Source organism: Pantoea sp. FN0307 (assembly GCF_050113815.1).
GTDB classification, from domain to species: Bacteria; Pseudomonadota; Gammaproteobacteria; order Enterobacterales; family Enterobacteriaceae; genus Mixta; species Mixta alhagi.
Genome location: NZ_JBNJSO010000001.1, coordinates 302,963 through 327,120, shown reverse-complemented (window position 1 = coordinate 327,120; position 24,158 = coordinate 302,963). Strand labels below are relative to the sequence as shown.

21 protein-coding genes, 6 tRNA genes and 2 other RNA genes are annotated in these 24,158 nt (G+C 53.0%); 18 read left to right on the top strand and 11 right to left on the bottom strand.

Going from position 1 to position 24,158, the window contains the following annotated elements:
- Positions 1-4: 4 nt before the first annotated feature.
- Positions 5-1,660, bottom strand: a complete 1,656-nt coding sequence (locus ACQE3Z_RS01535) for an alpha-keto acid decarboxylase family protein (protein ID WP_426971797.1) — start codon at positions 1,658-1,660, stop codon at positions 5-7.
- Positions 1,661-1,873: 213 nt separating this feature from the next.
- On the opposite strand from ACQE3Z_RS01535, the gene mgrA reads away from it, so the two are divergent.
- Both mgrA and ACQE3Z_RS01525 read left to right on the top strand, forming a co-directional pair.
- On the top strand, positions 1,874-2,863 hold the full coding sequence (gene mgrA / locus ACQE3Z_RS01530) for an L-glyceraldehyde 3-phosphate reductase (protein ID WP_426971795.1): 990 nt from the start codon (positions 1,874-1,876) through the stop codon (positions 2,861-2,863).
- Positions 2,864-3,009: 146 nt separating this feature from the next.
- Complete coding sequence (locus tag ACQE3Z_RS01525; RefSeq protein ID WP_426971793.1) at positions 3,010-3,420, top strand: DUF2502 domain-containing protein; 411 nt, start codon at positions 3,010-3,012, stop codon at positions 3,418-3,420.
- A gap of 93 nt (positions 3,421-3,513) precedes the next feature.
- On the opposite strand, the gene ACQE3Z_RS01520 is transcribed toward ACQE3Z_RS01525, so the two are convergent.
- Positions 3,514-4,758, bottom strand: coding sequence for an Nramp family divalent metal transporter (locus ACQE3Z_RS01520; RefSeq protein WP_426971791.1), 1,245 nt, complete (start codon positions 4,756-4,758; stop codon positions 3,514-3,516).
- Between the two features lie 360 nt (positions 4,759-5,118).
- Here ACQE3Z_RS01520 and ACQE3Z_RS01515 point away from each other — a divergent pair, with 360 nt between their 5' ends.
- Positions 5,119-6,306 carry a NupC/NupG family nucleoside CNT transporter gene (locus tag ACQE3Z_RS01515; protein ID WP_085070929.1) on the top strand — a complete coding sequence of 396 codons (1,188 nt, stop codon included), beginning with the start codon at positions 5,119-5,121 and terminating at the stop codon, positions 6,304-6,306.
- Between the two features lie 187 nt (positions 6,307-6,493).
- Here ACQE3Z_RS01515 and ACQE3Z_RS01510 read toward each other — a convergent pair.
- Positions 6,494-6,569, bottom strand: a tRNA-Ala gene (locus ACQE3Z_RS01510).
- Between the two features lie 42 nt (positions 6,570-6,611).
- A tRNA-Ala gene (locus tag ACQE3Z_RS01505) sits at positions 6,612-6,687 on the bottom strand.
- A gap of 418 nt (positions 6,688-7,105) precedes the next feature.
- On the opposite strand from ACQE3Z_RS01505, the gene ACQE3Z_RS01500 reads away from it, so the two are divergent.
- Entirely contained in the window at positions 7,106-7,894 is a 789-nt protein-coding gene (locus tag ACQE3Z_RS01500) for a formate/nitrite transporter family protein (protein WP_085070928.1), read from the top strand.
- A 125-nt stretch (positions 7,895-8,019) separates the two neighbouring features.
- Positions 8,020-8,373 carry a YfeC-like transcriptional regulator gene (locus ACQE3Z_RS01495; protein WP_426971790.1) on the top strand — a complete coding sequence of 118 codons (354 nt, stop codon included), beginning with the start codon at positions 8,020-8,022 and terminating at the stop codon, positions 8,371-8,373.
- 49 nt (positions 8,374-8,422) lie between these two features.
- Here the strand turns inward: ACQE3Z_RS01495 and gltX are convergent, their stop codons facing one another.
- Positions 8,423-9,838 (bottom strand): glutamate--tRNA ligase, encoded by a 1,416-nt coding sequence (gltX, locus tag ACQE3Z_RS01490; protein WP_250650513.1) that lies wholly within the window; start codon positions 9,836-9,838, stop codon positions 8,423-8,425.
- 271 nt (positions 9,839-10,109) lie between these two features.
- On the opposite strand from gltX, the gene ACQE3Z_RS01485 reads away from it, so the two are divergent.
- From ACQE3Z_RS01485 to ACQE3Z_RS01455, 7 genes are all read left to right on the top strand, one after another.
- A tRNA-Val gene (locus ACQE3Z_RS01485) sits at positions 10,110-10,185 on the top strand.
- Between the two features lie 41 nt (positions 10,186-10,226).
- Positions 10,227-10,302, top strand: a tRNA-Val gene (locus tag ACQE3Z_RS01480).
- A 27-nt stretch (positions 10,303-10,329) separates the two neighbouring features.
- Positions 10,330-10,405, top strand: a tRNA-Val gene (locus ACQE3Z_RS01475).
- 2 nt (positions 10,406-10,407) lie between these two features.
- Positions 10,408-10,483: transfer RNA gene (locus ACQE3Z_RS01470), tRNA-Lys, on the top strand.
- Between the two features lie 29 nt (positions 10,484-10,512).
- Positions 10,513-10,638: non-coding RNA, RtT sRNA (locus ACQE3Z_RS01465), on the top strand.
- A gap of 29 nt (positions 10,639-10,667) precedes the next feature.
- Positions 10,668-10,791, top strand: a non-coding RNA gene (locus ACQE3Z_RS01460) — RtT sRNA.
- A gap of 147 nt (positions 10,792-10,938) precedes the next feature.
- Positions 10,939-11,304 (top strand): FlxA-like family protein, encoded by a 366-nt coding sequence (locus ACQE3Z_RS01455; RefSeq protein WP_426971789.1) that lies wholly within the window; start codon positions 10,939-10,941, stop codon positions 11,302-11,304.
- Here the strand turns inward: ACQE3Z_RS01455 and ACQE3Z_RS01450 are convergent.
- Positions 11,301-12,221, bottom strand: a complete 921-nt coding sequence (locus tag ACQE3Z_RS01450; RefSeq protein WP_426971788.1) for a LysR family transcriptional regulator — start codon at positions 12,219-12,221, stop codon at positions 11,301-11,303. The two genes, ACQE3Z_RS01455 and ACQE3Z_RS01450, sit on opposite strands and share 4 nt — an antisense overlap.
- 93 nt (positions 12,222-12,314) lie before the next feature.
- Between ACQE3Z_RS01450 and ACQE3Z_RS01445 the strand changes: the two genes are divergently transcribed.
- Positions 12,315-13,331: a bile acid:sodium symporter family protein gene (locus ACQE3Z_RS01445; RefSeq protein ID WP_426971786.1), complete on the top strand. Its 1,017-nt coding sequence runs from the start codon at positions 12,315-12,317 to the stop codon at positions 13,329-13,331.
- A 35-nt stretch (positions 13,332-13,366) separates the two neighbouring features.
- Here the strand turns inward: ACQE3Z_RS01445 and ACQE3Z_RS01440 are convergent, their stop codons facing one another.
- The 3 genes from ACQE3Z_RS01440 to zipA form a co-directional block, all read right to left on the bottom strand.
- Positions 13,367-13,579 carry a DUF3820 family protein gene (locus ACQE3Z_RS01440; RefSeq protein WP_426971785.1) on the bottom strand — a complete coding sequence of 71 codons (213 nt, stop codon included), beginning with the start codon at positions 13,577-13,579 and terminating at the stop codon, positions 13,367-13,369.
- Positions 13,572-15,599, bottom strand: a complete 2,028-nt coding sequence (gene ligA, locus ACQE3Z_RS01435; protein WP_426971784.1) for an NAD-dependent DNA ligase LigA — start codon at positions 15,597-15,599, stop codon at positions 13,572-13,574. Before ligA ends, ACQE3Z_RS01440 begins: the two co-directional genes overlap by 8 nt.
- A gap of 68 nt (positions 15,600-15,667) precedes the next feature.
- On the bottom strand, positions 15,668-16,693 hold the full coding sequence (zipA, locus tag ACQE3Z_RS01430) for a cell division protein ZipA (RefSeq protein ID WP_426971782.1): 1,026 nt from the start codon (positions 16,691-16,693) through the stop codon (positions 15,668-15,670).
- Positions 16,694-16,911: 218 nt separating this feature from the next.
- Between zipA and cysZ the strand changes: the two genes are divergently transcribed.
- The 5 genes from cysZ (at position 16,912) to crr (ending at position 21,906) form a co-directional block, all read left to right on the top strand.
- A complete protein-coding gene (gene cysZ / locus ACQE3Z_RS01425) occupies positions 16,912-17,676 on the top strand; it encodes a sulfate transporter CysZ (RefSeq protein ID WP_426971781.1) in 765 nt (254 codons plus the stop codon).
- Positions 17,677-17,850: 174 nt separating this feature from the next.
- Positions 17,851-18,819, top strand: coding sequence for a cysteine synthase A (gene cysK / locus ACQE3Z_RS01420; RefSeq protein ID WP_426971779.1), 969 nt, complete (start codon positions 17,851-17,853; stop codon positions 18,817-18,819).
- A 397-nt stretch (positions 18,820-19,216) separates the two neighbouring features.
- Positions 19,217-19,474, top strand: coding sequence for a phosphocarrier protein Hpr (gene ptsH / locus ACQE3Z_RS01415; protein WP_038624898.1), 258 nt, complete (start codon positions 19,217-19,219; stop codon positions 19,472-19,474).
- A 157-nt stretch (positions 19,475-19,631) separates the two neighbouring features.
- Positions 19,632-21,359: a phosphoenolpyruvate-protein phosphotransferase PtsI gene (gene ptsI, locus ACQE3Z_RS01410; RefSeq protein WP_426971778.1), complete on the top strand. Its 1,728-nt coding sequence runs from the start codon at positions 19,632-19,634 to the stop codon at positions 21,357-21,359.
- Positions 21,360-21,402: 43 nt separating this feature from the next.
- Positions 21,403-21,906 carry a PTS glucose transporter subunit IIA gene (crr, locus tag ACQE3Z_RS01405; protein WP_250650519.1) on the top strand — a complete coding sequence of 168 codons (504 nt, stop codon included), beginning with the start codon at positions 21,403-21,405 and terminating at the stop codon, positions 21,904-21,906.
- 65 nt (positions 21,907-21,971) lie between these two features.
- Here crr and ACQE3Z_RS01400 read toward each other — a convergent pair whose 3' ends face one another.
- Both ACQE3Z_RS01400 and ACQE3Z_RS01395 read right to left on the bottom strand, forming a co-directional pair.
- Positions 21,972-23,321, bottom strand: a complete 1,350-nt coding sequence (locus ACQE3Z_RS01400) for an ATP-binding protein (protein ID WP_426971777.1) — start codon at positions 23,319-23,321, stop codon at positions 21,972-21,974.
- A complete protein-coding gene (locus ACQE3Z_RS01395) occupies positions 23,318-23,998 on the bottom strand; it encodes a response regulator transcription factor (RefSeq protein WP_426971776.1) in 681 nt (226 codons plus the stop codon). Before ACQE3Z_RS01395 ends, ACQE3Z_RS01400 begins: the two co-directional genes overlap by 4 nt.
- Positions 23,999-24,158: the final 160 nt, after the last annotated feature.

The window sequence follows — 24,158 nt, the reverse complement described above, 5'->3', positions numbered from 1 at the left end:
GAAATCACTGTGCTGAATTACGCTGATGCAGCGAGGCGGAGACCTGCTGCAGTAAAGGCGGCATATCCAGACGTGGCAGCACCACTTCAACCAGGGAAAGTCGGCGCGCGTCGGCAATCAGCTTCAGGACTTCGGTAAGCTGTACCGTCTCCAGTACGCGCCAGCTTTGCGCCGGACACGCGGTGCTCAACGCCTGCGGTATTTGCGTCCAGTTCCAGTCGGCAATATCGTTATAGCGCTGACTGGCGCCGTTAATGGCACGCTCAACGGTATAGCCGCCATTATTTAATACAAAAATCAGCGGTCTCAGGTTATCGCGCATCATCGAGCTCAGCTCCTGTACCGTTAACTGCGCCGACCCATCGCCAATAAGCAGGATGACTCGCCGCTCAGGCTCTGCGGTCTGGGCGCCAAAGGCCGCTGGCAAAGTATAGCCGATAGATCCCCAGAGCGGCTGCACCACCAGCTTCGCACCCGTAGGCAGACGCAACGCCGCTGCGCCAAACGCCGCGGTGCCCTGCTCCGCCACCAGTAGATCTCCCGGCTGCAGAAATGCCTGTATCGCCTGCCAGAACGCATTTTGCGTCAGACCCGGCTGGTCACTTGCTGCCAGCGGCGCGGGCTGACAATGATCCAGCGTCCAGCGTGCGGCGTAACGCTGGCAGAGCAGCCGGAGTTCTTCAATGACCGTAGACATCGGCAGCGAATCGAATCTCTGCCCGGCGACCGTAACGCTAAAAGGCTGTACGTCGATGTTTTTTGCCGTCCCGATTTGCTGGGTAAAGCCAACCGTAATGGTATCCGTGAAGCGTACGCCGACAGTAATAATAACATCCGCCTGCTCAATCACCCGCCGCGTCCCGTCAGCGCACCCCTCCCCGGCGTAGGTTCCGGCAAAGCCTGCACGCTGCTCATCCAGTACCCCTTTTCCCATCAGCAGCGTGGCGTGCGGCAGCGGAACCGCCTCCAGCCAGTTCGCCAGCTGCTGCTGTACGCCAAAACGGTCGGCCAAAAAATCTGCCAGCAGCGATACGCTGCGCGCGCCTGAAAGCAGCGTTTCCGCCGCACAGCGAAAAGCCTGCAGCGCCTGGTCATCGGGCTGCGTCTGAAGAGTTAACGGCTGCCCGGGCGCGCAAGCCGGCGCGCCAGCGACATCGACCGGCAACAGTAAATAGCCTGGTCGTCGTTGCGTCAGCGCTTCGCGCATAACCCGATCGATCTCCGCGCAGGCGTTCTCGGCGGTAAGCGTCGCCTGTGCTACCGTTACCTCGCGCTGCATACGCAAAAAATGGCTGAAATCGCCGTCGCCCAGTGAATGATGAATAAGATCGCCGCGCTGCTGCGCCGATAAAGAAGGCGCACCAACAATATGGATCACTGGCACATATTCCGCGTAGCTGCCCGCAATGCCGTTAATGGCGCTAAGTTCACCGACGCCAAAGGTTGTCAGCAATGCACCTGCGCGACGACTGCGGGCATAGCCGTCTGCGGCGTAAGCCGCGTTCAGCTCATTGGCGCAGCCCACCCATGCCAGCCGTGGATGGGCGATAACCCGATCGAGAAACGCCAGGTTAAAATCTCCCGGCACGCCAAACAGGTGATCGATACCGATTTCATTCAGACGCTGTAGCAGATAATCACTTACCGTTAAGCCAGACATAGCAGACTCCTTGCGTAATCAGGTCATTTCAGTATCGATTATTCTGCTGCCACGTCGACATACGATATTGTTATCTTCAGGCGCGGCGTGGCAAGCGGGCGTTACGCCTGCAAATTTTTCTGTAATTGCGATCCGCCCCGCGGCTTTCGCTTTGTGTAAACGTATACACTACTAAGCTTCCTGTTTAACCTCTGCTTTCTTCAGGGAATCGCCATGTACTATCAACCCGCCGCTGAGCGCTATCAGCAGATGGAATATCGCCGTTCTGGCCGCAGCGGTCTTAAGCTGCCCGCTATTTCCCTCGGCCTGTGGCATAACTTTGGCGACAGCACGCGCGTGGACAATAGCCGTGCTCTGCTGCGTCACGCTTTTGACGCCGGCATTACACATTTTGACCTCGCCAATAATTACGGTCCGCCGCCGGGTTCCGCCGAGGAAAATTTTGGCCGCATCCTGCGGGAAGATTTTCACGCCTGGCGCGATGAGCTGATTATCTCGACCAAAGCAGGCTACACCATGTGGGATGGGCCATACGGCGACTGGGGTTCGCGTAAATATCTGATCGCCAGCCTTGATCAAAGCCTGAAGCGTATGGGACTGGAGTATGTCGATATTTTTTATCACCACCGTCCCGATCCGGAAACGCCGCTGGAAGAGACTATGATGGCGCTGGATCAAGTGGTGCGTCAGGGCAAAGCGCTGTATGCCGCGATCTCTAACTATCCCGCCGAGCGGGCGGCAGAAGCGATTAAAATTTTGCGCGAGCTGGGGACGCCGTGCCTGATTCATCAGCCAAAGTATTCGATGTTTGAGCGTAAGCCGGAAGAAGGTCTGCTGGATACGCTACAGCGCGAGGGCGTAGGCTGTATCGCCTTTTCACCGCTGGCGGGCGGCGTGCTGACCGATCGTTATCTGCAAGGCGTACCGGAAGATTCCCGTGCCGCCAGCGGCAGCCGCTTTTTGAATGCTGAACAGCTGACCACAGATAAAATGGAAAAGGTGCAGCAGCTCAACGCTATTGCGCAGCGCCGTGGACAGAAACTGGCGCAAATGGCGCTGGCCTGGGTACTGCGTCAGCCAGCCATGACCAGCGTATTGATTGGCGCCAGCAAAACCAGCCAAATCGACGATGCGGTACAGATGCTACAGCAAAGCCCTCTGAGCGCAGAGGACCTGCAGGATATTGAGCGCGTGCTGCGTTAAACCCTCCTCTGGCTGCCCCGGCGCAGCCAGAAAAATCTCAATTCAGATTATCCTTAACTTTTTCAGAAATGCGCCGATGTTATGCCTGAGCTTTCTTTATATGCTGGCACCACAGTGCTGCTGCTTGCGCACTGATAAGGAGAAACATGAAACGTGCCATTATTTTTGCCGCTTTGTTGGCAACCTTGTCCCCTTTAGCTACACACACAGCACAGGCAGATGGCGCCACAATTACTCTGGCTCCGGGCGTGACGTTGCAATTGGGCGATCGCGATCGCCAGGGTCAATACTGGGATGGCGGACACTGGCGCGACGGTCGCTGGTGGCATGACCGTTATGAGTGGCAGCAGGGCCGCTGGTGGCGTCATGAGCAATGGCGACGTCATCGCGAATGGGAGCGCCAGCAATGGCAGCGGGAACGGGAATGGCGACATCATGAGCACGCTCGTGAACGCGAACACCGTAAATGGGAAAAACACCGTGAACGCGATCACCGACGGTGGGAAAAACATCGTGAGCACGAGTATCGCCAGTGGGAAAAACATCATCGCGATTAAGCGCCCGTGCGCTTAAGCCGCTGGCCGTGGCTGTGCGGTAAAGTCGATGTCCGATCCAGAAAATACCAGGCGCCGTATTAACGGCGCTTAGTTTCAACCAAGACCCAACGCTTCTCCGACCAGTAGGTAAATATTCAGCGTAACCACCAGCGCGACAATCACCCAGCCCACGGTTTGCATGATACGTGAATTAGTCATATCTCCCATCAGCTCTTTCTTGCCGGTAAACACCAGCAGCGGTACCAGCGCCAGCGCGATACCAAAGCTTAACAGCACCTGACTCATTACCAGAATACGTGTAGGATCCCAGCCCGCCATGATGACCACAAAAGAGGGCAGCATAGTAATCGTCCGGCGCAGCCACAGCGGGATATAAAAGTGAATAAAGCCCTGCATCACCACCTGCCCCGCCAGCGTGCCGACAACCGTGGAGGAGAGCCCCGCCGCCACCAGGCTTAGGCCGAAGACGAATGCAGCAGCATCGCTTAACAACGGCTTCAGCGTCAGATAGGCCTGATCGAGATCCGCTACGCCGGCATGCCCATTAAAATGGAAAGCCGCCGCCGCCGTGGCCATCATTGCCAGATTCACAAAGCCAGCAATGGTCATGGCGATCGCCACATCCAGCTTGGTGGAAGAGTAACGTTCGCTGCGCGAGCTGCCGCGTCCGCCGTTTTGCGTCAGTGAAGAGTGCAGATAAATCACGTGCGGCATAATGGTTGCGCCCAGCACGCCCGCCGCAAGAAATACCGCATCAGCCGTGGGCAGCGAAGGCACGGCCATTCCGCGCGCCAGCTCGCTCATTTGCGGCTGGGAGAAGAACAGCTCAACAATATAAGCCGCAGCAACAAACAGCAGCAGCCCACCAATAACCAGCTCCAGCGGCTTTTGACCACGGCTTTGCAGCATTAAAATCAAAAAGGTCGCGACGCCGGTAAGCACTGCTCCCTGCAACAGCGAGATCCCCAGCAGCATCTTAAAGCCGAGCGCAGCGCCGATAAACTCAGCCAGATCGGTGGCCATAGCGATAATTTCCGCCTGCACCCAATAAAACCATACCGCCGGACGCGGAAAGCGATCGCGGATATGCTCAGCAAGATTTTTGCCGGTGGCGATGCCCAGCTTGGCGGACATCAGCTGAATAATGGTCGCCATAATATTGGCCCAGACCACTACCCACAGCAGCTTATAGCCGTAAGAAGCGCCCGCCTGAATATTAGTGGCAAAGTTACCAGGATCAATATAACCAATGGCCGCAATAAAGGCCGGCCCCAGCAAAGCCAGCTTTATCTTACGGGCTCCGCGTGCTGCTCGTTCCGCGGTGCGGCTTTCTAACATAGTCATTATCCTGTCTAAAAGTTATGTCACCCTTACAGCGTAAAGGGACGTAAGGCAAGGTAAAACAAGGTTGTCGTTATCGCTGTGATAGCTCGCGCTATAAAGTATAGCAAATGCTATATCTGTATTCACAATAGCCGACTGTTTAACAAGCATCAACCCACTAACTGTAGGTCATCCCAAAAATGTTAACAATGCAGATGTGGTTTTTTTAATCGGTGTTACAGTTGTGATCGGGATGCCTTTTCTGACGCAAGTTGCTATAGGCAATTGTTATATTGTGGAGTTGATCTCGTTTTTACGCCCGGTGTTACATAGAATACGCAGCGAAATATAATCTGCCTCAAATTTGGAGCATACATGTCCCGCATTTTGCATTTTGTTCTGGCGCTGGTGGTGGTTGCGTTACTGGCCTTGCTGGTTAGCCGCGATCGTAAAAATATCCGCGTCCGTTTTATCATACAGCTACTGGTAATTGAGGTTCTGCTTGCCTGGTTCTTCCTCAATTCAGAAGCTGGCCTGGGATTCGTGAAAGGCTTTGCCGGCCTGTTTGATTATCTGCTGAAATACGCTGCTGAAGGGACCAACTTCGTATTCGGTGGGATGAATGATAAAGGTCTGGCGTTCTTCTTCCTTAATGTTCTCTGCCCTATCGTCTTTATCTCCGCCCTGATTGGTATCCTGCAGCACTTCCGCATTCTGCCCATCGTTATTCGCGCTATCGGCACGGTACTGTCGAAAGTCAACGGCATGGGCAAGCTGGAATCCTTTAACGCGGTGAGCTCACTGATTTTGGGACAGTCAGAAAACTTTATCGCCTATAAGGATATCCTTGGGCAGATGTCGCAGCGCCGGATGTACACCATGGCCGCAACCGCGATGTCTACCGTCTCCATGTCTATCGTGGGGGCGTATATGACCATGCTGCAGCCGCAGTATGTGGTGGCCGCGCTGGTGCTGAATATGTTCAGTACCTTTATTGTGCTGTCATTGATCAACCCCTATCGCGTTGATAGCGAAGAAGATTTACAGCTAAGCGATCTGCATAAAGGCCAGAGCTTCTTTGAAATGCTGGGCGAATATATCCTTGCTGGTTTCCGCGTGGCGATTATCGTTGCGGCGATGCTGATTGGCTTTATTGCCATTATTGCCGGGATTAACGCACTGTTTGATGCGATTTTCGGCATCAGTTTCCAGGGCGTGCTGGGCTATGTGTTCTTCCCCTTCGCCTGGGTGATGGGCGTACCTTCCAGCGAAGCGCTGCAGGTTGGCAGCATCATGGCGACCAAGCTGGTTTCCAATGAGTTCGTGGCCATGATGGATCTGCAAAAAATCGCCGGACAGCTCTCTCCGCGCGGTGAAGGCATCCTTTCCGTGTTCCTGGTCTCTTTTGCTAACTTCTCATCTATCGGCATCGTTGCCGGTGCGATCAAGGGTTTGCATGAAGAACAGGGCAACGTGGTTTCCCGCTTCGGCCTGAAGCTGCTGTATGGCTCTACGCTGGTCAGCGTGCTGTCAGCGTCTATTGCGGGTCTGGTGCTCTCCTGATCGCCGCCGTTACGTTAAAAAACCGGGCCTGGCCCGGTTTTTTTATACCCGTGGATAACAGGCTTAATAATGTACTTCTGGGCAGATAAGCAGATAAGCAGATAAGCAGATAAGCAGATAAGCAGATAAGCAGATAAGCAGACAGTAACTAACGGGAAATAATAAGAAGATAAAACCGAAAGGAAAATGGTGGAGATAAGCGGGATCGAACCGCTGACCTCTTGCATGCCATGCAAGCGCTCTCCCAGCTGAGCTATACCCCCACATCAAATGATTACCGTTACCAAACCTGTTGGGATAAGATTTGGTGGAGCTAAGCGGGATCGAACCGCTGACCTCTTGCATGCCATGCAAGCGCTCTCCCAGCTGAGCTATAGCCCCATACCGGATAATCGTGTCGTGTTGACGGAGCGCATGATATGAAACCGCCTCCAGGGTGTCAACGGCAAATTCAAAATCTGTGTTTGATCGCTGAAAAAGACGTCAAACGAAATTAAACCTCGTCAGCATCAGGTGTGTCAGCTACCAGATAATCTCCCTTAAAACACGCTTCTGGCTGTGAGCTATCGCGCAGGTTGGCGTTGGGGAAAGATTTATTACTGGCTGGTCCTGATCACGCCCGTTTTGTTGTTAATTTTGCGTTAATGTCTTTATGAAAAGGTACTTGTTATTGTTAATTTGCTATGCAAAACTTCGCGCGCTAATTAATTTATTGGTTTATCGAGTCCGCTCTGGCTGCCTTCTGCCGCCGACGAGAAGCGAAAACCATCATTATTCTTTGACTAACACCAGAGCTACTATGTCCTTGCATTCACCTAAAGAAATCGCTGCCATTGCTATTCAGTCTGGCGTGGCAAAAAGTCGTCTTTCTATTCCGTCGCTGTTGATCCTAGGCTTTATGGCTGGTGCATTTATTGCCACCGGCTTTCTGCTTGATCTCCATGTGATTAATAAACTGCCAGCAGACTGGGGTTCCTTCGGCGGCTTCCTTGGCGCTGCGGTCTTTCCGGTTGGCCTGATCCTCACTATTCTTGCGGGCGGCGAACTGCTGACCGGCAACATGATGACGATGCCTATTGCCTGGTTTGCCCGTCAGGTAAGCGGCCTCAGCGTGCTGCGTAACTGGTTCTGGATCACCATCGCTAACTTCATCGGCAGCGTGGCCGTTGCCTGGTTCTTTGGTCATCTGCTTGGCATGACAGAAGGCGATTACCTGAATAAAACCGTTGCGATCGCCACGGCAAAAGTCAATGCCGATTTCATGCACGCCTTTATCTCTGGCATCGGTTGTAACTGGCTGGTTTGTCTTGCCGTCTGGCTGGCCTTCGCCAGTAAAGATATGGTGGGTAAAATCTTTGGTGCCTGGTTCCCGGTAATGGCTTTTGTTGCTATCGGCTTTCAGCACGTGGTTGCCAACATGTTTATTATTCCTGCGGCAATCTTCGCGGGTCATCTTAGCTGGGCTGAATACCTGCCGAACTTTATTGCGGTCTTTCTTGGCAATGGCGTTGGCGGTGCGATTTTTGTCGGCCTCGCCTATTTCCTCGCCTTCCGTCCAGCTGTAGAAAGCGCCACTACCCCGCGCTAATCTTGTTTGTCCTCTGCCTGCGGGCAGAGGATATAACCTTCCCTGTTAGTGATCCTCGTTAGTTAATCGCATGACGTTTTCATGTAATATATTCGCCTGTTGCTTAAGTTTACAGGGAATGAAACGTGAAAGAGGAATGGTTAACGCCGGAAGAGCTTGCCCAACGGACAGGCTATACGCGTCAGACAATCAATAAATGGATTAAGCGCGAGCACTGGATAACGAAACCCAAGCCCGGCGTACAAGGTGGTAAAGCGCGCGTGGTTAAAATTGACGAAAGGGTAACGGCCTTTTTGGATGATACCCGCCACGCTGCGGAGCCGGCCGGGACTTACCTGGTAAGATCCAATACGCTGCCCGCGCTGCTGACTTCTTTTGTTCAGCAGATGACTCCGCAGGAACAGGAAAACCTGCAGAAATTGTTGCTGCGTGAAGGCGTCACAGGGCTTCTTCAACGGCTGGGGATTGAAAGCAAGTAAAAAAAACCGGAAGCATGCTTCCGGTTTTTTTATCTGCCGCAAGGAGGATTTAGCCCTGCGCTTCACGTTCGCTGATAAAGGCCAGCGCTTTTTCAATACGCGCTACCGCACGCGAGCGGCCAATCGCCTGCACCGTCACGTCCAGCGCCGGTGACTGCCCTGCTCCGGTTACCGCTACGCGCAGCGGCATGCCCACTTTCCCCATGCCTACTTCCAGCTCGTCCGCCGTGGACTGAATAGCATGGTGAACGTTTTCTGCCGTCCAGTCGCTGATTGCTGCCAGTTTATCACGCACCACTTCCAGCGGCTGACGCGCAACCGGACGCAGATGCTTTTTCGCCGCATCGGCATCAAAGGTCTCGAACTCTTCATAGAAATAGCGGCAGCTGGCAGCCATTTCTTTCAGTGTCTTACAACGTTCGCCCAGTAATTTCACCAGCTGCGCCAGTTCAGGACCGGTACGGGTATCAATTTGCGCCTGCTCAATGTGCCATTGTAAATGCGTAGCGACATATTCCGGTGCCAGGCTATTAATATAGTGGTGGTTTAGCCACTGCAGCTTCTCAGTATTGAAAGCGCTGGCGGACTTGCTTACCGCATCCAGTGAAAACAGCTGTTTCATCTCTTCAATCGAGAAGATCTCCTGATCGCCGTGGGACCAGCCCAGACGCACCAGATAGTTGAGTAGCGCTTCCGGCAGATAACCGTCGTCACGGTACTGCATTACGCCTACCGCGCCGTGACGCTTGGAGAGTTTTTTACCATCGTCGCCGAGGATCATGGAGACGTGCGCGTAAACCGGCACCTGCGCGCCGATCGCCTGCAGGATATTAATCTGACGCGGCGTGTTATTGATATGGTCTTCACCACGGATGACGTGGGTGATGCCCATATCCCAGTCATCAATCACAACACAGAAGTTGTAGGTCGGCGAACCATCGGTACGACGGATAATCAGATCGTCCAACTCCTGGTTACTGAACTCAATCGGACCACGGATCTGATCGTCAAACACCACAGAACCTTCCTGTGGGTTACGGAAGCGCACCACATGCGGTTCATTATCAGCATGATGTTCATGGCTGTCACGGCAGCGGCCATCGTAGCGTGGCTTTTCGCCATTCGCCATTTGCGTTTCGCGCAGCTGCTCCAGGCGTTCTTTAGAGCAATAGCATTTATAGGCCGTCCCCGCTTCCAGCATCTCGTCAATCACTGCATTGTAGCGATCGAAACGTTTGGTCTGATAATACGGACCCTCATCCCAGTCCAGATTCAGCCAGTTCATGCCATCCATAATGGCATCGATCGCCTGCTGCGTGGAGCGCTCCAGATCGGTATCTTCAATGCGCAGGACAAATTCACCGCCGTGATTACGAGCAAACAGCCAGGAGTAGAGTGCGGTACGAGCGCCGCCAACGTGCAAATAGCCGGTCGGACTGGGCGCGAAACGGGTTTTGATTTTCATTGAGCTTGCCTTAGTGCGCAGATTTTCTGCGGAATGACAGAAAAGATGATTTTCATGCAGTGTTTAAGTGCGCATATTCTATCACCTGCCCCTGATTCCTCAACGGCTAACCCGGCGTTGATGCAGCATGCTGCTGAATTTTCATGCATCCGGAAGGCGGTTTCGGCTAAAAGCGCGACACGCTGCCTAATTTTAAGACGAACAAACATTTTCGTTTTAAAAAGCGTTGACTCGTTGCGAACTCTCCCTATAATGCGACTCCACACAGCGGGGGTGATTAGCTCAGTTGGTAGAGCACCTCCCTTACAAGGAGGGGGTCGGCGGTTCGAACCCGTCATCACCCACCATCTCTAAGATGGCCCGCAGTGTAAGACAGATGATAAAAGATGGGTGATTAGCTCAGTTGGTAGAGCACCTCCCTTACAAGGAGGGGGTCGGCGGTTCGAGCCCGTCATCACCCACCATCTTTTATACTTTGTCGCACCGAAAATGGGTGATTAGCTCAGTTGGTAGAGCACCTCCCTTACAAGGAGGGGGTCGGCGGTTCGAGCCCGTCATCACCCACCATCGGGTCGTTAGCTCAGTTGGTAGAGCAGTTGACTTTTAATCAATTGGTCGCAGGTTCGAATCCTGCACGACCCACCAATGTAGAAAGGCGCCCTAAAGGCGCCTTTTTGCTATGCAAAATCGGCAGGATGAGAACCTGCAGCAGGTTCGGGCCGAGCGAAGCGAGAAAACGTTGCCAGCGGCAACGGCCCGAAGGGCGAGGCGTAAGCCGAGTTATCCTGCACGACCCACCAATGTAGAAAGGCGCCCTAAAGGCGCCTTTTTGCTATGCAAAATCGGCAGGATGAGACGCTAGCAGGTTCGGGCCGAGCGAAGCGAGAAAACGTTGCCAGCGGCAACGGCCCGAAGGGCGAGGCGTAAGCCGAGTTATCCTGCACGACCCACCAGTGTAGAAAGGCGCCCTAAAGGCGCCTTTTTGCTATGCGTAATCGGCAACCTTTTCACTTTTTTAACGATTTTTTTACGCTCTTTTAGGTTAAGTCATTCCAAAAATTGACCGATAGATATATTGATCTATTAAAAAGGAGAGGATCGTGACAACTATTGCCATTTCCACGCCAGGCGTTAGCCAGAGCAGCGGCGCCAGTAGTTCCAGCAGCGGTAGCGATGTATCATCGCAAATTTCTCGTCTGACTAACCAGATTACTAAGTTGCAGCAGCAGCTGAAAGATGTGACTAACTCAGACTCTTCCGCAGAAGAAAAACAGAAACAGCAGGAGCAGATCCAGGGTCAGATAGAAATGCTGCAAGCTCAGCTGGCTCAGCTACAGCGTCAACAGGCTGAAGAAGCGGCAAAGAAACAGCAGAACAGCAACAGCTCAGGCAACTTGAGCGACCCGAAAGTGGCTGATGGGGTGAATCGCCCTACCGCAGAGAATCAAATTAACGTCTATATCTAAAAAGCGGGCATGCTTTGCCGCTGTTGCGTCAGTAGCATCGCCTGCTGACGCACTTCCTGCCAGATAGCTTCGGCGGCGGGTGTCAGAGAGCGGTTTTTCCGCCGAATCAGCATCAGCGTACGATTAATCTCCGGCAGGAGTCTGCGGACCATCAATGGTCGTCCCGCAGGCAAGGGCAGCGCCAGCGCTGGCAGAATACTGATCCCGATCCCCGCCTCAACCATGGGATAAAGCGTGGTAGGGTGACCAATTTCCTGAACAATCTCTGCCTGCACTTGCTGTTGCCTGAGCGCTTCATCAATCAATACCCGGCTGCCGGAAGCATAATCCTGCAACACCAGGGGACGCCCGCTCAGCATTCGCCAGTGAAGCTCTTTAACCTGCGCCAGTTTATCATCCTGTCGGCACAGCAGCAGGAAAGGCTCATCAAGAATGGGCTGCGATGTAAACTCGCCTGCGGTCAACGGGCCAACCACAATGCCGAAATCCACTTCAGCATCACGCACGCTTTGAATAACCCACTGCTGTGGCCGGTCACGTAACATGACCTTGATTTCAGGATAATTAAGCTGACTGGCGGCCAGACACTGCGGCATCAAGTGGGCAGAAATAGTCTGGCTGGCTGCTACCCGCACCGTGCCGCTGCGCTGTTGCCCAAAGCTGCGCGCATCAAGCAACGTGGTATTCAGCTCTTCCAGCAGACGTTCAAGGCGATTAGCCAGAAGCTGTCCGGCGCTGGTAAGGAGCACTTCGCGTGTGGTACGGTCCAGCAGACGAATCCCCATCTCCGCTTCCAGCTCTTTAATGCTATGGCTCACTGCCGACTGGCTAAGACCGATCACCTGCCCTGCCTGGCTAAAGCTGCCATGCTGCGCGACGGCCACAAACACCCGCAGTTGACGTAACGTATAATTCATCTGTTTTATTCATCAATGGATGCAATAAATCAATTTTATTTCTAAACCCGGCTAGCCCACAATAGACCATCGAATTTTAATCTGGATTTAACAATGCGAGTTTTGCGTCTCGACCCGATGATGGTCAAATTGCTGATTGTCGTATTACTGGCAACCTTTTTACCGGCAAAAGGCGGCTTTGTTGCTTTTTTTGAATGGCTGACTACCGCCGCGATTGCGCTGCTGTTTTTTATGCACGGCGCCAAACTTTCGCGGGAAAAGATCATTGCCGGCAGCAGCCACTGGCGGCTGCATCTGTGGATTATGTTCAGCACCTTTGTGCTCTTTCCGATTCTGGGCCTGCTGCTGGTGTGGTGGCATCCAGTTAATCTCAGCAACGAAATTTATACCGGCTTCATTTATCTTTGTATTTTGCCGGCCACGGTTCAGTCCGCTATCGCCTTTACTTCAATGGCGGGCGGCAACGTTGCGGCTGCCGTCTGCAGCGCCTCTGCTTCCAGCCTGCTCGGCGTGTTTATCTCCCCGCTGTTAGTCAATCTGGTAATGAATATTCATAGCGAGATGCCGGGCAACGGCCTGGAGCAAATTGGTCGCATCATGCTGCAGCTGCTGGTGCCTTTTGTGCTGGGACACCTGTCGCGTCGCTGGATTGGCGGCTGGGTTGAACGCCATCGCAGCCTGATTGGCAAAACCGATCAGGCTTCAATTTTGCTGGTGGTCTATTCTGCCTTTAGTGAAGCGGTGGTTAACGGAATCTGGCATCGGGTGGGCGTAATCACTCTGCTATGGATCCTGGCGGGAAGCGTACTGCTGTTGGCGATTGTGCTAATAGTAAATTTGCTGGCGGCGCGGCTGTTCGGCTTTAAGCGGGCGGATGAGATTACTATTCTGTTCTGCGGCTCGAAAAAGAGCCTGGCGAACGGCGTACCTATGGCAAATATTCTGTTTCCTGCCGCCGCCGTGGGTATTATCGTGTTGCCGCTGATGGTGTTTCATCAGGTACAGCTTATGGTGTGTTCGTTTATCGCCCAGCGCTATAAAAAGAAAAACGAAGCCGAGCTTCAGGCCAGCGAGCCAACGGGCAAAGCCATGATGGGATCTCAAAAGTAAACCAGACGCGCCGTCGCTGACGGCGCGTCTCAGGCTTAACGCTTAAGCGGCTTCACCAGCCCTTCCAGTCCTTCAATCTTGATCGCCAGCGTCAGCCGCATCAGCTCACCCAACTGCCCTGCCGGAAATTCTCCCTTGCGGGCGAACCACAGCAGATAAGGTTCAGGCAGATCGATCAATACGCGTCCCTGATATTTACCGAAAGGCATCACGGTATTGGCGATATCGATCAACTGCTGTTTATCCATTCTGGCTGTCCAGCAGACGGATCATTTCCGCTTCATCAATGACCTCGATTCCCAACTCCTGTGCCTTAGCCAGCTTGGAACCTGCCGCTTCGCCCGCGATCACCAAATCGGTTTTCTTTGATACGCTGCCGCTGACTTTGGCGCCCAGCGCCGTTAAACGCTCTTTCGCCTCATCGCGCGACATAATACTCAGCGAGCCAGTTAGCACCAGGGTTTTACCGGCAAATGGATTGTCCAGCGCTTCGACATTCACCAGGGTAATTTCTGGCCAGTGGATGCCAATATCCTCAACCAGCTGGCGGATAACTTCACGGTTGCTCTCTTCTTCCATAAAGTTCCGCACGTGGGAAGCGACAATCTTGCCCACATCCTGCACGGCAATCAGCGCATCCAGATCGGCATCCATAATCTTTTCCAGCGAGCCGAAATGATTCGCCAGGTTCACCGCCGTCGCTTCGCCAACTTCACGAATGCCTAACGCATAAAGAAAACGCGGCAAGGTCGTGGCTTTCGCCTTATTAAGCGCATCGACAATATTTTGCGCCGATTTCGGTCCCATGCGCTCCAGACCGGTCAGCAGACCGGCGCTGAGGCGGAACAGATCGGCGGGCGTTTTCACATACTCTTTTTCCACCAGCTGATCGATGATTTTATCGCCCATGCCCTCGACATCCATCGCACGACGCGAGACAAAATGCTTCAGCGCCTCTTTACGCTGCGCGCCGCAAATCAGGCCGCCGGTACAGCGCGTTACCGCCTCGCCTTCCACTCGCTCTACGTCCGAACCGCAAACCGGGCAGTGACTGGGGAAAGTAATTTCTCGCGTATCGTCAGGGCGCTCTGACTCCACCACATTAACCACCTGCGGTATCACATCACCCGCACGGCGAATAACCACGCGATCGCCAATTCGCAGGCCAAGACGCGCGATCTCATCGGCATTATGCAACGTTGCGTTGCTGACCATAACGCCTGCAACCTGTACCGGCTCCAGACGCGCTACCGGCGTAATCGCGCCGGTACGACCCACCTGAAACTCCACGTCACGTACGCGGGTAAGTTGCTCCTGCGCCGGGAATTTAAACGCAATCGCCCAGCGTGGCGCGCGCGCCACAAAGCCCAGACGTTCCTGTAGCTCCTGCGAATCCACCTTGATAACCACGCCATCAATATCAAAGCCAAGTTGAGGACGATCGCGCTCTACCTGATGATAAAAATCCAGTACTTCATCAGCGCGGTGATGAAGACGAATACGATCGCTGACCGGGAGTCCCCAGGCTTTAAACTGCTGCAAGCGTTCCCAGTGGCTGTGCGGCAACTCTCCACCTTCTACCAGACCAATGCCGTAGCAGAAGAAGGTCAGCGGACGCCTGGCGGTAATCCGGGGATCAAGCTGGCGCAGCGAGCCCGCTGCCGCATTACGCGGGTTAGCAAAAATTTTGCCGCCGGTGCGGCGCGCTTCATCGTTTAGCTTCTCGAATCCCACCTGATTCATAAACACTTCGCCACGCACTTCCAGCCGTGCCGGAATATTATCGCCTTTAAGACGCAGCGGAATGGCGCGGATGGTGCGCACATTGGCCGTGATATTTTCACCGGTCGTTCCATCACCACGGGTAGCGGCACGCACCAGCAGGCCATTTTCATACAGCAAACTCACGGCAAGGCCATCCAGCTTTAGCTCGCAGCAAAAAGTAATATCATCGCTGCTCTTCAGCCGATCCTGCACGCGCTTATTGAACGCCAGATAGCCCGCCTCGTCGAAAACGTTATCCAGCGACAGCATCGGCACTTCATGACGTACCTGTTCAAAAGCGGTTAACGGCGCGGCGCCCACGCGTTGGGTGGGTGAATCAGGCGTGATTAAATCGGGATGCTGCTCTTCCAGCGCCCGCAGCTCGCGCATCAGGCGGTCATATTCCGCATCGGGAACTTCCGGCGCATCCAGAACATGATAGAGATATTCATGATGACGAAGCGTGGTTCGCAGCTCGGTGATTTTTTCTTGTACGGATTCCATAACGCACCATCAGAGAAAGAAAACCCCCGGCAAGCGGGGGTTCAGGGGAACAAAGCGGGAACCGGCTATCAGGCGTTCGCCTCAACTACGTCGCGAATACGCGCCTTATAGGTTTCCAGTTTTTGCGGCGTCATCATCCGACGCTCATCATCCAGCACTACGCCGCCAACATCGTCAGCGATGCGCTGCGCTGACTGCAGCATTAACTTAAAGTTTTGATGCGGATCGCCATAGGAAGGCACCATCATAAACATAGAAACGCCTGGCGTTGAAAAGTCTGACATGGCATCAGGATTGAACGATCCCGGCTTCACCATATTGGCCAGACTGAACAGCACCGGGCCGCTTCCGGCCGGACTTAAATGACGATGGAAGATGTTCATTTCGCCAAACTGGAACCCGGCCTGCAAAATGCCCTGCAGCAGGCTTTCGCCGTTCAGCTCGCCGCCAGCATGAGCAGCGACATGCAGCACCAGCACCGTCTCTTTGCGACGCGCTTCTTCACGCGATTGCGACACAGGCTCTGCGGCTGCAGGCGCATCGCTTTCAACATTCATTACCGGTTCATTATCATCCTGCCACTGCGGTTCATCATCCAGTAAAGGATCGGCAGGCTGCTGTAACGGCGTTTCAACCGGACGCGCAGGCACGGGCTGTTGCGTACGTGAAACGGCAGGCTGCCGCTCGCTTTGCGGACGCGGCTCGAAAGCGTCATCGTCAACCGTAGCGGAAGGCTCGGCATCAAACAGCGGATCGCGTTCCGGCTGGGGAACAACAGGCACCGCCGTAGGCGTCGGTTGCGGCTTACGCGCAGCAGGACGTGGCGCAGGCTCTTCGTCTTCTGCGGTAAACCCATCAAAAGAAGGTTCATTATGTGAAGATTTTGTCGGCGTTCGTCGGACCCGAACGTCACCTACACCCTGGGTGTCCTCTTCGGTCAGGTTATCTTCTTGATCCTGCTTTAAACGCTTGTGCGGGCGATCGCGAAACACAGATGAGCGCTCTTTACGGCTGGTCCACAGCCCGTGAAGCAGCAGCGCTATTATGGCGATCGCACCAACAACGATTAATATCAGACGCAAATCCTGCATCATTGTATTCTCTGTTGTTCCAATACCTTGCCACCACGGCAAACTTTATCCTCTAACTGTATTTGTCCCGCTAAACAAGTGCAAGTCTGCACCGGCTTTTCTGACAAATAAGATAGAGCCATCCCGATTTTTTGCTGTTTTTTCAGCCAAAAGGCGGCTGGTAAGAGAAAAAACCCAGGTTATGATAGCCTGGCCTGCCAAACAGAGGAGAAAAACTGTCGATGGCTACGGTTCAACCCACGTCTTACAATGGTATTCACTACTTCGCTCAGGGCTGGAAATTGATCCGCCTGCCGGGCATTCGCCGTTTCGTTGTTATCCCCTTACTGATCAATATTATTCTGCTCGGCGGCGCTTTTACCTGGCTGTTTTATCGGCTTAATGAATGGATCCCCCGGCTGATGTCGCATGTGCCTGACTGGCTGCAATGGTTAAGCTATCTGCTCTGGCCGCTTACGGTGCTCTCGATCGTGCTGGTGTTTAGCTACTTTTTTTCTACTATTGCGAACTGGGTCGCCGCGCCCTTTTGCGGTCTGCTGGCGGAACAGCTTGAAGGCCGACTTACCGGACACCCGCTGCCCGACAGCGGCTGGCTGGCGCTGGTAAAAGATATTCCGCGCATCATGAAACGCGAATGGCAGAAGTTTGCCTGGTATTTGCCGCGCGCGTTGGGATTGCTGATGCTTTACTTTATTCCTGGTTTCGGCCAAACCGTTGCGCCGGTATTGTGGTTTCTGTTCAGCGCCTGGATGCTGGCTATTCAGTACTGTGACTATCCTTTTGATAATCATAAGGTCAGTTTTCAGAGCATGCTTGGTGCGCTGCGCCAGCACAAAACCGCTAATATGCAGTTTGGCGCGCTGGTAAGCCTGTTTACCATGATCCCGCTACTTAACCTGGCGATTATGCCCGCCGCGGTCTGTGGTGCGACGGCGATGTGGGTTGATCGTTATCGTAACCAGTTAGGTATACATGAGCGTCGTTAAGCAAAGATTAAGCAGGTTAAGAACCGCCGATCGTTGCATAAAACCCATCTTATGCATTTTCGTCAGGGCTTATTTCAGCTAAACATATACATATACTATTTCCTTCCTTCCTTGCGAAACTGGAAAAGGTATGCTCTGACGGTTCCCTGAAATTCATACAGTTAAGGACGGGCTATGAGTAAGATTTATGAAGACAACTCTTTGACAATCGGTCATACGCCGCTGGTTCGTCTGAACCGCATCGGCAATGGACGCATTCTGGCGAAGGTTGAGTCGCGCAATCCCAGTTTTAGCGTCAAATGCCGTATCGGTGCCAATATGATATGGGACGCTGAAAAGCGCGGGATCCTGAAACCCGGCGTGGAACTGGTTGAACCTACCAGCGGCAATACCGGGATCGCTCTGGCCTACGTTGCGGCCGCACGCGGCTATAAGCTGACGCTGACCATGCCGGAAACCATGTCCGTTGAACGCCGTAAGCTGCTGAAAGCGCTGGGTGCCAGCCTGGTATTAACCGAAGGCGCAAAAGGCATGAAAGGCGCTATCGCTAAAGCAGAAGAGATCGTAGCCAGCAATCCGGACAAGTTCCTGATGCTGCAGCAGTTTAGCAATCCGGCTAACCCGGAAATTCATGATAAAACCACCGGTCCTGAAATCTGGGAAGATACCGATGGCCAGATTGATGTCTTTATTTCCGGCGTTGGCACCGGCGGCACGCTGACCGGCGTTACCCGCTTCATCAAAAATACCAAAGGCAAAAAAGATCTGATCGCCGTGGCGGTTGAACCCACCGACTCACCGGTTATCGCTCAAACGTTGGCCGGGCAAGAAGTTAAACCCGGTCCGCATAAAATTCAGGGCATCGGCGCTGGCTTTATTCCGGGTAACCTGGATCTCAGTCTGGTGGATCAGGTTGTGGCCATCACAAATGAAGAGGCAATTTCCACTGCCCGACGTCTGATGGATGAAGAAGGCATTTTGGCCGGCATCTCTTCCGGCGCAGCCGTGGCCGCCGCGCTTAAGTTGCAGGAAGACGAAGCTTACGCCAATAAAAATATTGTGGTAATCCTGCCCTCTTCCGGCGAGCGTTATCTGAGTACCGCCCTGTTTGCCGATCTTTTTACGGAAAAAGAACTGCAATAGTAGTGCCAGGGTGCCGGCATTGTTGCAAAAAGCGCCTTTCGGGGTGCTTTTTTGTGGACCACTTCAAATTTTTACCACCCCTGTCATTGATTCACTCTGGTAGCTCTGGTATTTAAGCTGACAATTATTTCGAAGCGCAAAATTAATAGCGCTTTGAACTGGATCAAGCTGAATCGATTTACTGATTTGGCGGAATAGCGCAACACGCGGCATAATGAGGAGTAGAGCAGCGAAGCGAAAACCCCCGTTTTTTTGCCCCGTCCGCTCTCATGCCTTAATTGCGCATTTTTTGGTGAGTCCCGTACTCGAACCAGCGCGACCTACACAGGCTAAAGTTTCGCCGCCAGGCTAGACTTTAGAGACAAAACACCAAACCTAATTAAGTTGGGGAAATATAATGTTCCAGCAAGAAGTTACCATCACCGCACCTAATGGCCTGCATACTCGTCCGGCTGCTCAGTTTGTTAAAGAAGCAAAAGCTTTTGCCTCAGAAATCACCGTGACGTCTAATGGTAAATCTGCCAGTGCGAAAAGCCTGTTCAAGCTGCAGACTCTGGGCCTGACTCAGGGCACCGTGGTGACGCTGTCCGCTGAAGGTGAAGATGAACAGCAGGCTGTTGAGCATCTGGTTAAACTGATGGCTGAACTCGAGTAATCGTCCAGCCGACGAAAAACCGTTTCATCAGGCAACTGAGTGCAAACATATTGATCGCGGACATTATGTCCGCGTTGTTGCATCCGTAAAGTACGGTTCCGCAGGATCCTGGCACCTCGTTTCGCCTGGTAGGCATCGTTATAATAAAGGTAGGGTTATGATTTCAGGCATTTTAGCATCACCGGGTATCGCTTTCGGCAAAGCACTTTTGCTGAAGGAAGATGAAATCGTTATCAACCGGAAGAAAATTTCTGCCGATCAGGTTGATCAGGAAGTTGCTCGCTTTCTTGAAGGTCGTGGTAAAGCCGCTACACAGCTTGAAGCTATAAAAATTAAAGCTGGCGAGACTTTTGGCGAAGAAAAAGAAGCCATCTTCGAAGGCCACATTATGTTGCTGGAAGATGAAGAGCTGGAACAGGACATCATCAGCCTGATTAAAGATGAAATGGCCACGGCCGATGCCGCAACTCATAGCGTCATTGAAGGTCAGGCTAAAGCACTGGAAGAGCTGGATGATGAATATCTGAAAGAACGTGCTGCCGACGTACGCGATATCGGTAAGCGTCTGCTGCAGAATATTCTTGGTCTGCACATTGTGGATCTGAGCGCGATCAAAGACGAAGTGATTCTGGTTGCTAAAGATTTGACGCCGTCCGAAACCGCACAACTGAATTTGAAAAAAGTGCTGGGCTTCATTACCGATCTTGGCGGTCGTACTTCACATACGTCTATTATGGCGCGCTCCCTTGAGCTGCCTGCCATTGTCGGCACCGGTGACGTCACCAGTCGCGTTAAGAACGATGATTATGTGATTCTGGATGGTGTTAACAATAAAGTTTATGTTAACCCGACTGCTGAAGTCATCGAAGAGCTGAAGGCAGTACAGCATCAATATCTGAGCGAGAAAAATGAACTCGCTAAACTGAAAGATCTGCCAGCGATCACGCTGGATGGACATCAGGTAGAAGTGGGTGCCAACATCGGCACCGTGCGTGATATTCCGGGCGCTGAGCGTAACGGCGCAGAGTGTGTTGGCCTGTATCGTACCGAGTTCCTGTTTATGGATCGCGATGCGCTGCCCACTGAAGAAGAGCAGTTCCAGGCTTACAAAGCCGTTGCCGAAGCCATGGGCTCTCAGGCAGTGATTGTCCGTACCATGGACATTGGCGGTGATAAAGATCTGCCGTACATGAACCTGCCGAAAGAAGAGAACCCGTTCCTTGGCTGGCGTGCTATCCGTATCGCTATGGATCGCAAAGAAATTCTGCATGCACAGCTGCGTGCGATTCTGCGCGCCTCCGCGTTCGGCAAGCTGCGCATTATGTTCCCGATGATCATTTCCGTGGAAGAAGTGCGCTTCCTGAAAGCAGAGCTGGAGATGTTAAAAGCCCAGCTGCGTGAAGAAGGCAAAGCTTTCGACGAAACCATTGAAGTCGGTATTATGGTGGAAACGCCAGCCTCAGCCGTTATCGCTCGCCACCTGGCGAAAGAGGTCGACTTCTTTAGTATTGGGACAAACGATCTGACGCAGTATACTCTGGCGGTCGATCGCGGTAACGAACTGATTTCGCATCTTTATAACCCAATGACGCCGTCAGTGCTTGGCCTGATTAAGCAGGTTATTGATGCTTCTCACGCCGAAGGCAAGTGGACCGGCATGTGTGGTGAGCTGGCCGGTGATGAACGTGCTACACTACTGTTATTGGGAATGGGGCTGGATGAATTCAGCATGAGTGCCATTTCTATCCCGCGCATCAAGAAGATCATTCGTAACACGAACTTCGAAGATGCGAAGGCATTAGCAGAGCAGGCTCTGGCTCAACCGACCGCGGAAGAGTTGATGAACCTGGTCAACAAGTTCATTGAAGAAAAAACACTCTGCTGATTCCGCGATACGCTGGCCCAACATTACTGCTTAGGAGAAGATCATGGGTTTTTTATCCAAACTTTTTGGCGATAAAACAGAAAGCGCATCTGGCACCATTGAGATCGTCGCCCCGCTGTCTGGTGAGATCGTAAATATCGAAGACGTGCCAGACGTAGTATTTGCGGAGAAAATTGTCGGCGATGGCATCGCGATTAAACCGGCAGGCAATAAAATGGTTGCTCCGGTTGATGGCACTATCGGCAAAATTTTCGAAACCAACCATGCGTTCTCTATCGAATCCGATAGTGGCATTGAGCTGTTCGTTCACTTCGGTATCGATACCGTGGAGCTAAAAGGCGAAGGCTTTAAACGCATCGCGGAAGAAGGCCAGAAAGTGAAGAAAGGCGATGTGGTTATTGAGTTTGACCTGCCGCTGCTGGAAGAGAAAGCGAAATCGACCCTGACGCCAGTCGTGATCTCCAATATGGATGAGATCAAAGAGCTGACCAAGCTGACCGGTCAGGTTATTGTTGGCGAAACACCGGTGATTCGTATTAAAAAATAACGGTTTTCATGCTGACTAAAACGGCACCTGCGGGTGCCGTTTTTATATCATAATGCAGTGCTAAGCTAGTTTTCCCAGTGCGGCAGACGAATAATCATTTCTAATCCACCGTTACGCCCGTTGAATGCCTGTACCTCACCATAATGCGCCAGCACCACCTTACGTACGATAGATAACCCCAAACCGTAACCTTTGCCCTGCATAGGGGAATTGACACGCACAAAGGGATCAAAAATACTGGAGAGCTTATCGGCATCCACGCCAGGTCCGCTATCGCTCACACGAATGCTTAGCCAGTGGCCGTCAGGCCGCAGGCTCACTTTAACCACCTGCCCTCGCACCGAATAGCGCAGCGCGTTACGCACCACATTTTCTACCGCACGGCGTATCAGTTCGGCATTGCCCTTCACCGTATAGTCGACGTTTTCCCCAACTTCCAGCGTAATATCTACGCCAGGCAACTGCGCCTCATAGCGCGCATCATTAACGACCGTTTCCAGCAGACCGTGTAGATCGAAATATTGCTCATCAGGCATCTTTTCATTTTCGGCCCGGGACAGCGTCAGCAGCTCGCCAATCATCTTATCCAGCCGCCGCGCCTCTTCATCAATGCGATCGAGAGAGGTGTTAACCGACTCCGGCGTCTGACGTGCCAGGCCGGTCGCCAGTTGCAGCCGTGCCAGCGGCGAGCGCAGCTCATGCGAAATATCATGCAGTAGCTCTTCACGCGCCTTCACCAGCACAGCAAGGCGTTCAACCATCGCATCGAAATCACGGGCGACAACGGAAAACTCGTCGTGGCGACGACGCATCTGTGGGTAAAGACGTACGGAAAGATCGCCATTGGATACGCGGGTAAAACCCAGACGTAGTTGACGCATCGGCCGCGTCAGGTTCCATGCCAGCAAAGAGCTGAACAGCAGCCCCATTACCCCGGCAAACCAGAACACCGGCTCTGGAATATTCAGGATCTTACGCGGCGGTCTGCCCATCTCGCTGTCTTCGCGTAGCCCTTTTACGTCATAGCGTAGCTGGTACTGCTGGCCATCTGCGCCGGTCACCCACTCAATAACCTGATCGGGGAAGCCGCTACCCGGCAGTGAAAGATTGAGCTGATGACGCGAAATCTCCTGCGGCGGCGTCGGCATAAGCGTGACGGAGAAAAAACGACGATCGCCGGGCGACCAGTCCGACATCATATTATCCAGCGCTGGCAGACCGCCGTGCTGCAATACCGAAACGGCTGAAGCCATCTGAAGATTAACAATACGCCGCGTAGCAATATGTTCTGGCGGCTCGCGATGCTTGCCATACAGGGTAAACCCCAGCCACAGTAGTTGGCTAATCAGAAAAAACACCAGCAGGAAACCAAACAGGATTTTCCAGAACAGACGGCCGCGAAAACGGTTCCTCATCGAATGCGATAACCGATGCTGCGTACGGTTTCAATATTGATCGCCTCGCCAGCCAGGCTGGATAGTTTTTGCCGGATATTGCTGATATGCACATCCACGCTGCGATCGTAGGCTTCGCGCGGACGCCCCAGCCCTTTCTCCGACAATTCATCTTTTGTCACTACCCGATCGGGCGATCGCAGCAGCAAATCAAGCAGATTGAATTCGGAAGCGGTCAGGTCGAAAGGCTTGTTTTTCCATTCGCTGATACGCGTAGCCGGATTAAGCGTCAGATCGCCCCAGCGTACCACCTCTTTTTTCTCCTGCTGGGCAGGCAGCTCATCAAAGCGACGCAGCACGGCCCGCAGGCGTGCCACCAGCTCACGGGGATAGCAGGGCTTGGGAACATAGTCATCTGCGCCCATTTCAAGCCCGATAACCCGATCGATATTATCCCCTTTTGCCGTTAGCATAATCACCGGGATACGACTGCTTTGTCGTACCTGACGCAGCACGTCAATACCACTCATATCTGGCAGCATGATATCTAAAATCATCGCCTGAAAGTCACCGGACAGCGCACTATTAATTCCGGCCTGACCGGTAAGCACCAGCGAGGCATGAAAGCCCTCGCCCATTAAATATTCACTGAGCATCGTGCCCAGCTCCAGGTCATCGTCAACTAACAGAATTTTCATGCATACACTCTCATAATCGGTTGGCGTTATTTTGACCTCAAGCGGAACAGTACGCAGCAGAATTTACTCAATCCTTACAGATATTCTTGCCTGATTGCGCTGCTGTTTCACTTTATTGTGGCAGCCTTTTAGGCTATACCAGTGTTTTCTTCGTACCAGG

Excerpts from the sequence above, each read along its gene's own strand:
- ACQE3Z_RS01445 (WP_426971786.1), top strand. The coding sequence starts at position 12,315 with ATGCGAGTTTTGCGTCTCGACCCGATGATGGTCAAATTGCTGATTGTC.
- mgrA (WP_426971795.1), top strand. The coding sequence starts at position 1,874 with ATGTACTATCAACCCGCCGCTGAGCGCTATCAGCAGATGGAATATCGC.
- zipA (WP_426971782.1), bottom strand. The coding sequence starts at position 16,693 with ATGATGCAGGATTTGCGTCTGATATTAATCGTTGTTGGTGCGATCGCC.
- ptsH (WP_038624898.1), top strand. The coding sequence starts at position 19,217 with ATGTTCCAGCAAGAAGTTACCATCACCGCACCTAATGGCCTGCATACT.
- ACQE3Z_RS01525 (WP_426971793.1), top strand. The coding sequence starts at position 3,010 with ATGAAACGTGCCATTATTTTTGCCGCTTTGTTGGCAACCTTGTCCCCT.
- ptsI (WP_426971778.1), top strand. The coding sequence starts at position 19,632 with ATGATTTCAGGCATTTTAGCATCACCGGGTATCGCTTTCGGCAAAGCA.
- cysZ (WP_426971781.1), top strand. The coding sequence starts at position 16,912 with ATGGCTACGGTTCAACCCACGTCTTACAATGGTATTCACTACTTCGCT.
- ACQE3Z_RS01395 (WP_426971776.1), bottom strand. The coding sequence starts at position 23,998 with ATGAAAATTCTGTTAGTTGACGATGACCTGGAGCTGGGCACGATGCTC.
- ligA (WP_426971784.1), bottom strand. The coding sequence starts at position 15,599 with ATGGAATCCGTACAAGAAAAAATCACCGAGCTGCGAACCACGCTTCGT.
- ACQE3Z_RS01440 (WP_426971785.1), bottom strand. The coding sequence starts at position 13,579 with ATGGATAAACAGCAGTTGATCGATATCGCCAATACCGTGATGCCTTTC.
- cysK (WP_426971779.1), top strand. The coding sequence starts at position 17,851 with ATGAGTAAGATTTATGAAGACAACTCTTTGACAATCGGTCATACGCCG.
- gltX (WP_250650513.1), bottom strand. The coding sequence starts at position 9,838 with ATGAAAATCAAAACCCGTTTCGCGCCCAGTCCGACCGGCTATTTGCAC.
- ACQE3Z_RS01400 (WP_426971777.1), bottom strand. The coding sequence starts at position 23,321 with ATGAGGAACCGTTTTCGCGGCCGTCTGTTCTGGAAAATCCTGTTTGGT.
- crr (WP_250650519.1), top strand. The coding sequence starts at position 21,403 with ATGGGTTTTTTATCCAAACTTTTTGGCGATAAAACAGAAAGCGCATCT.
- ACQE3Z_RS01535 (WP_426971797.1), bottom strand. The coding sequence starts at position 1,660 with ATGTCTGGCTTAACGGTAAGTGATTATCTGCTACAGCGTCTGAATGAA.
- ACQE3Z_RS01520 (WP_426971791.1), bottom strand. The coding sequence starts at position 4,758 with ATGTTAGAAAGCCGCACCGCGGAACGAGCAGCACGCGGAGCCCGTAAG.
- ACQE3Z_RS01500 (WP_085070928.1), top strand. The coding sequence starts at position 7,106 with ATGTCCTTGCATTCACCTAAAGAAATCGCTGCCATTGCTATTCAGTCT.
- ACQE3Z_RS01515 (WP_085070929.1), top strand. The coding sequence starts at position 5,119 with ATGTCCCGCATTTTGCATTTTGTTCTGGCGCTGGTGGTGGTTGCGTTA.
- ACQE3Z_RS01450 (WP_426971788.1), bottom strand. The coding sequence starts at position 12,221 with ATGAATTATACGTTACGTCAACTGCGGGTGTTTGTGGCCGTCGCGCAG.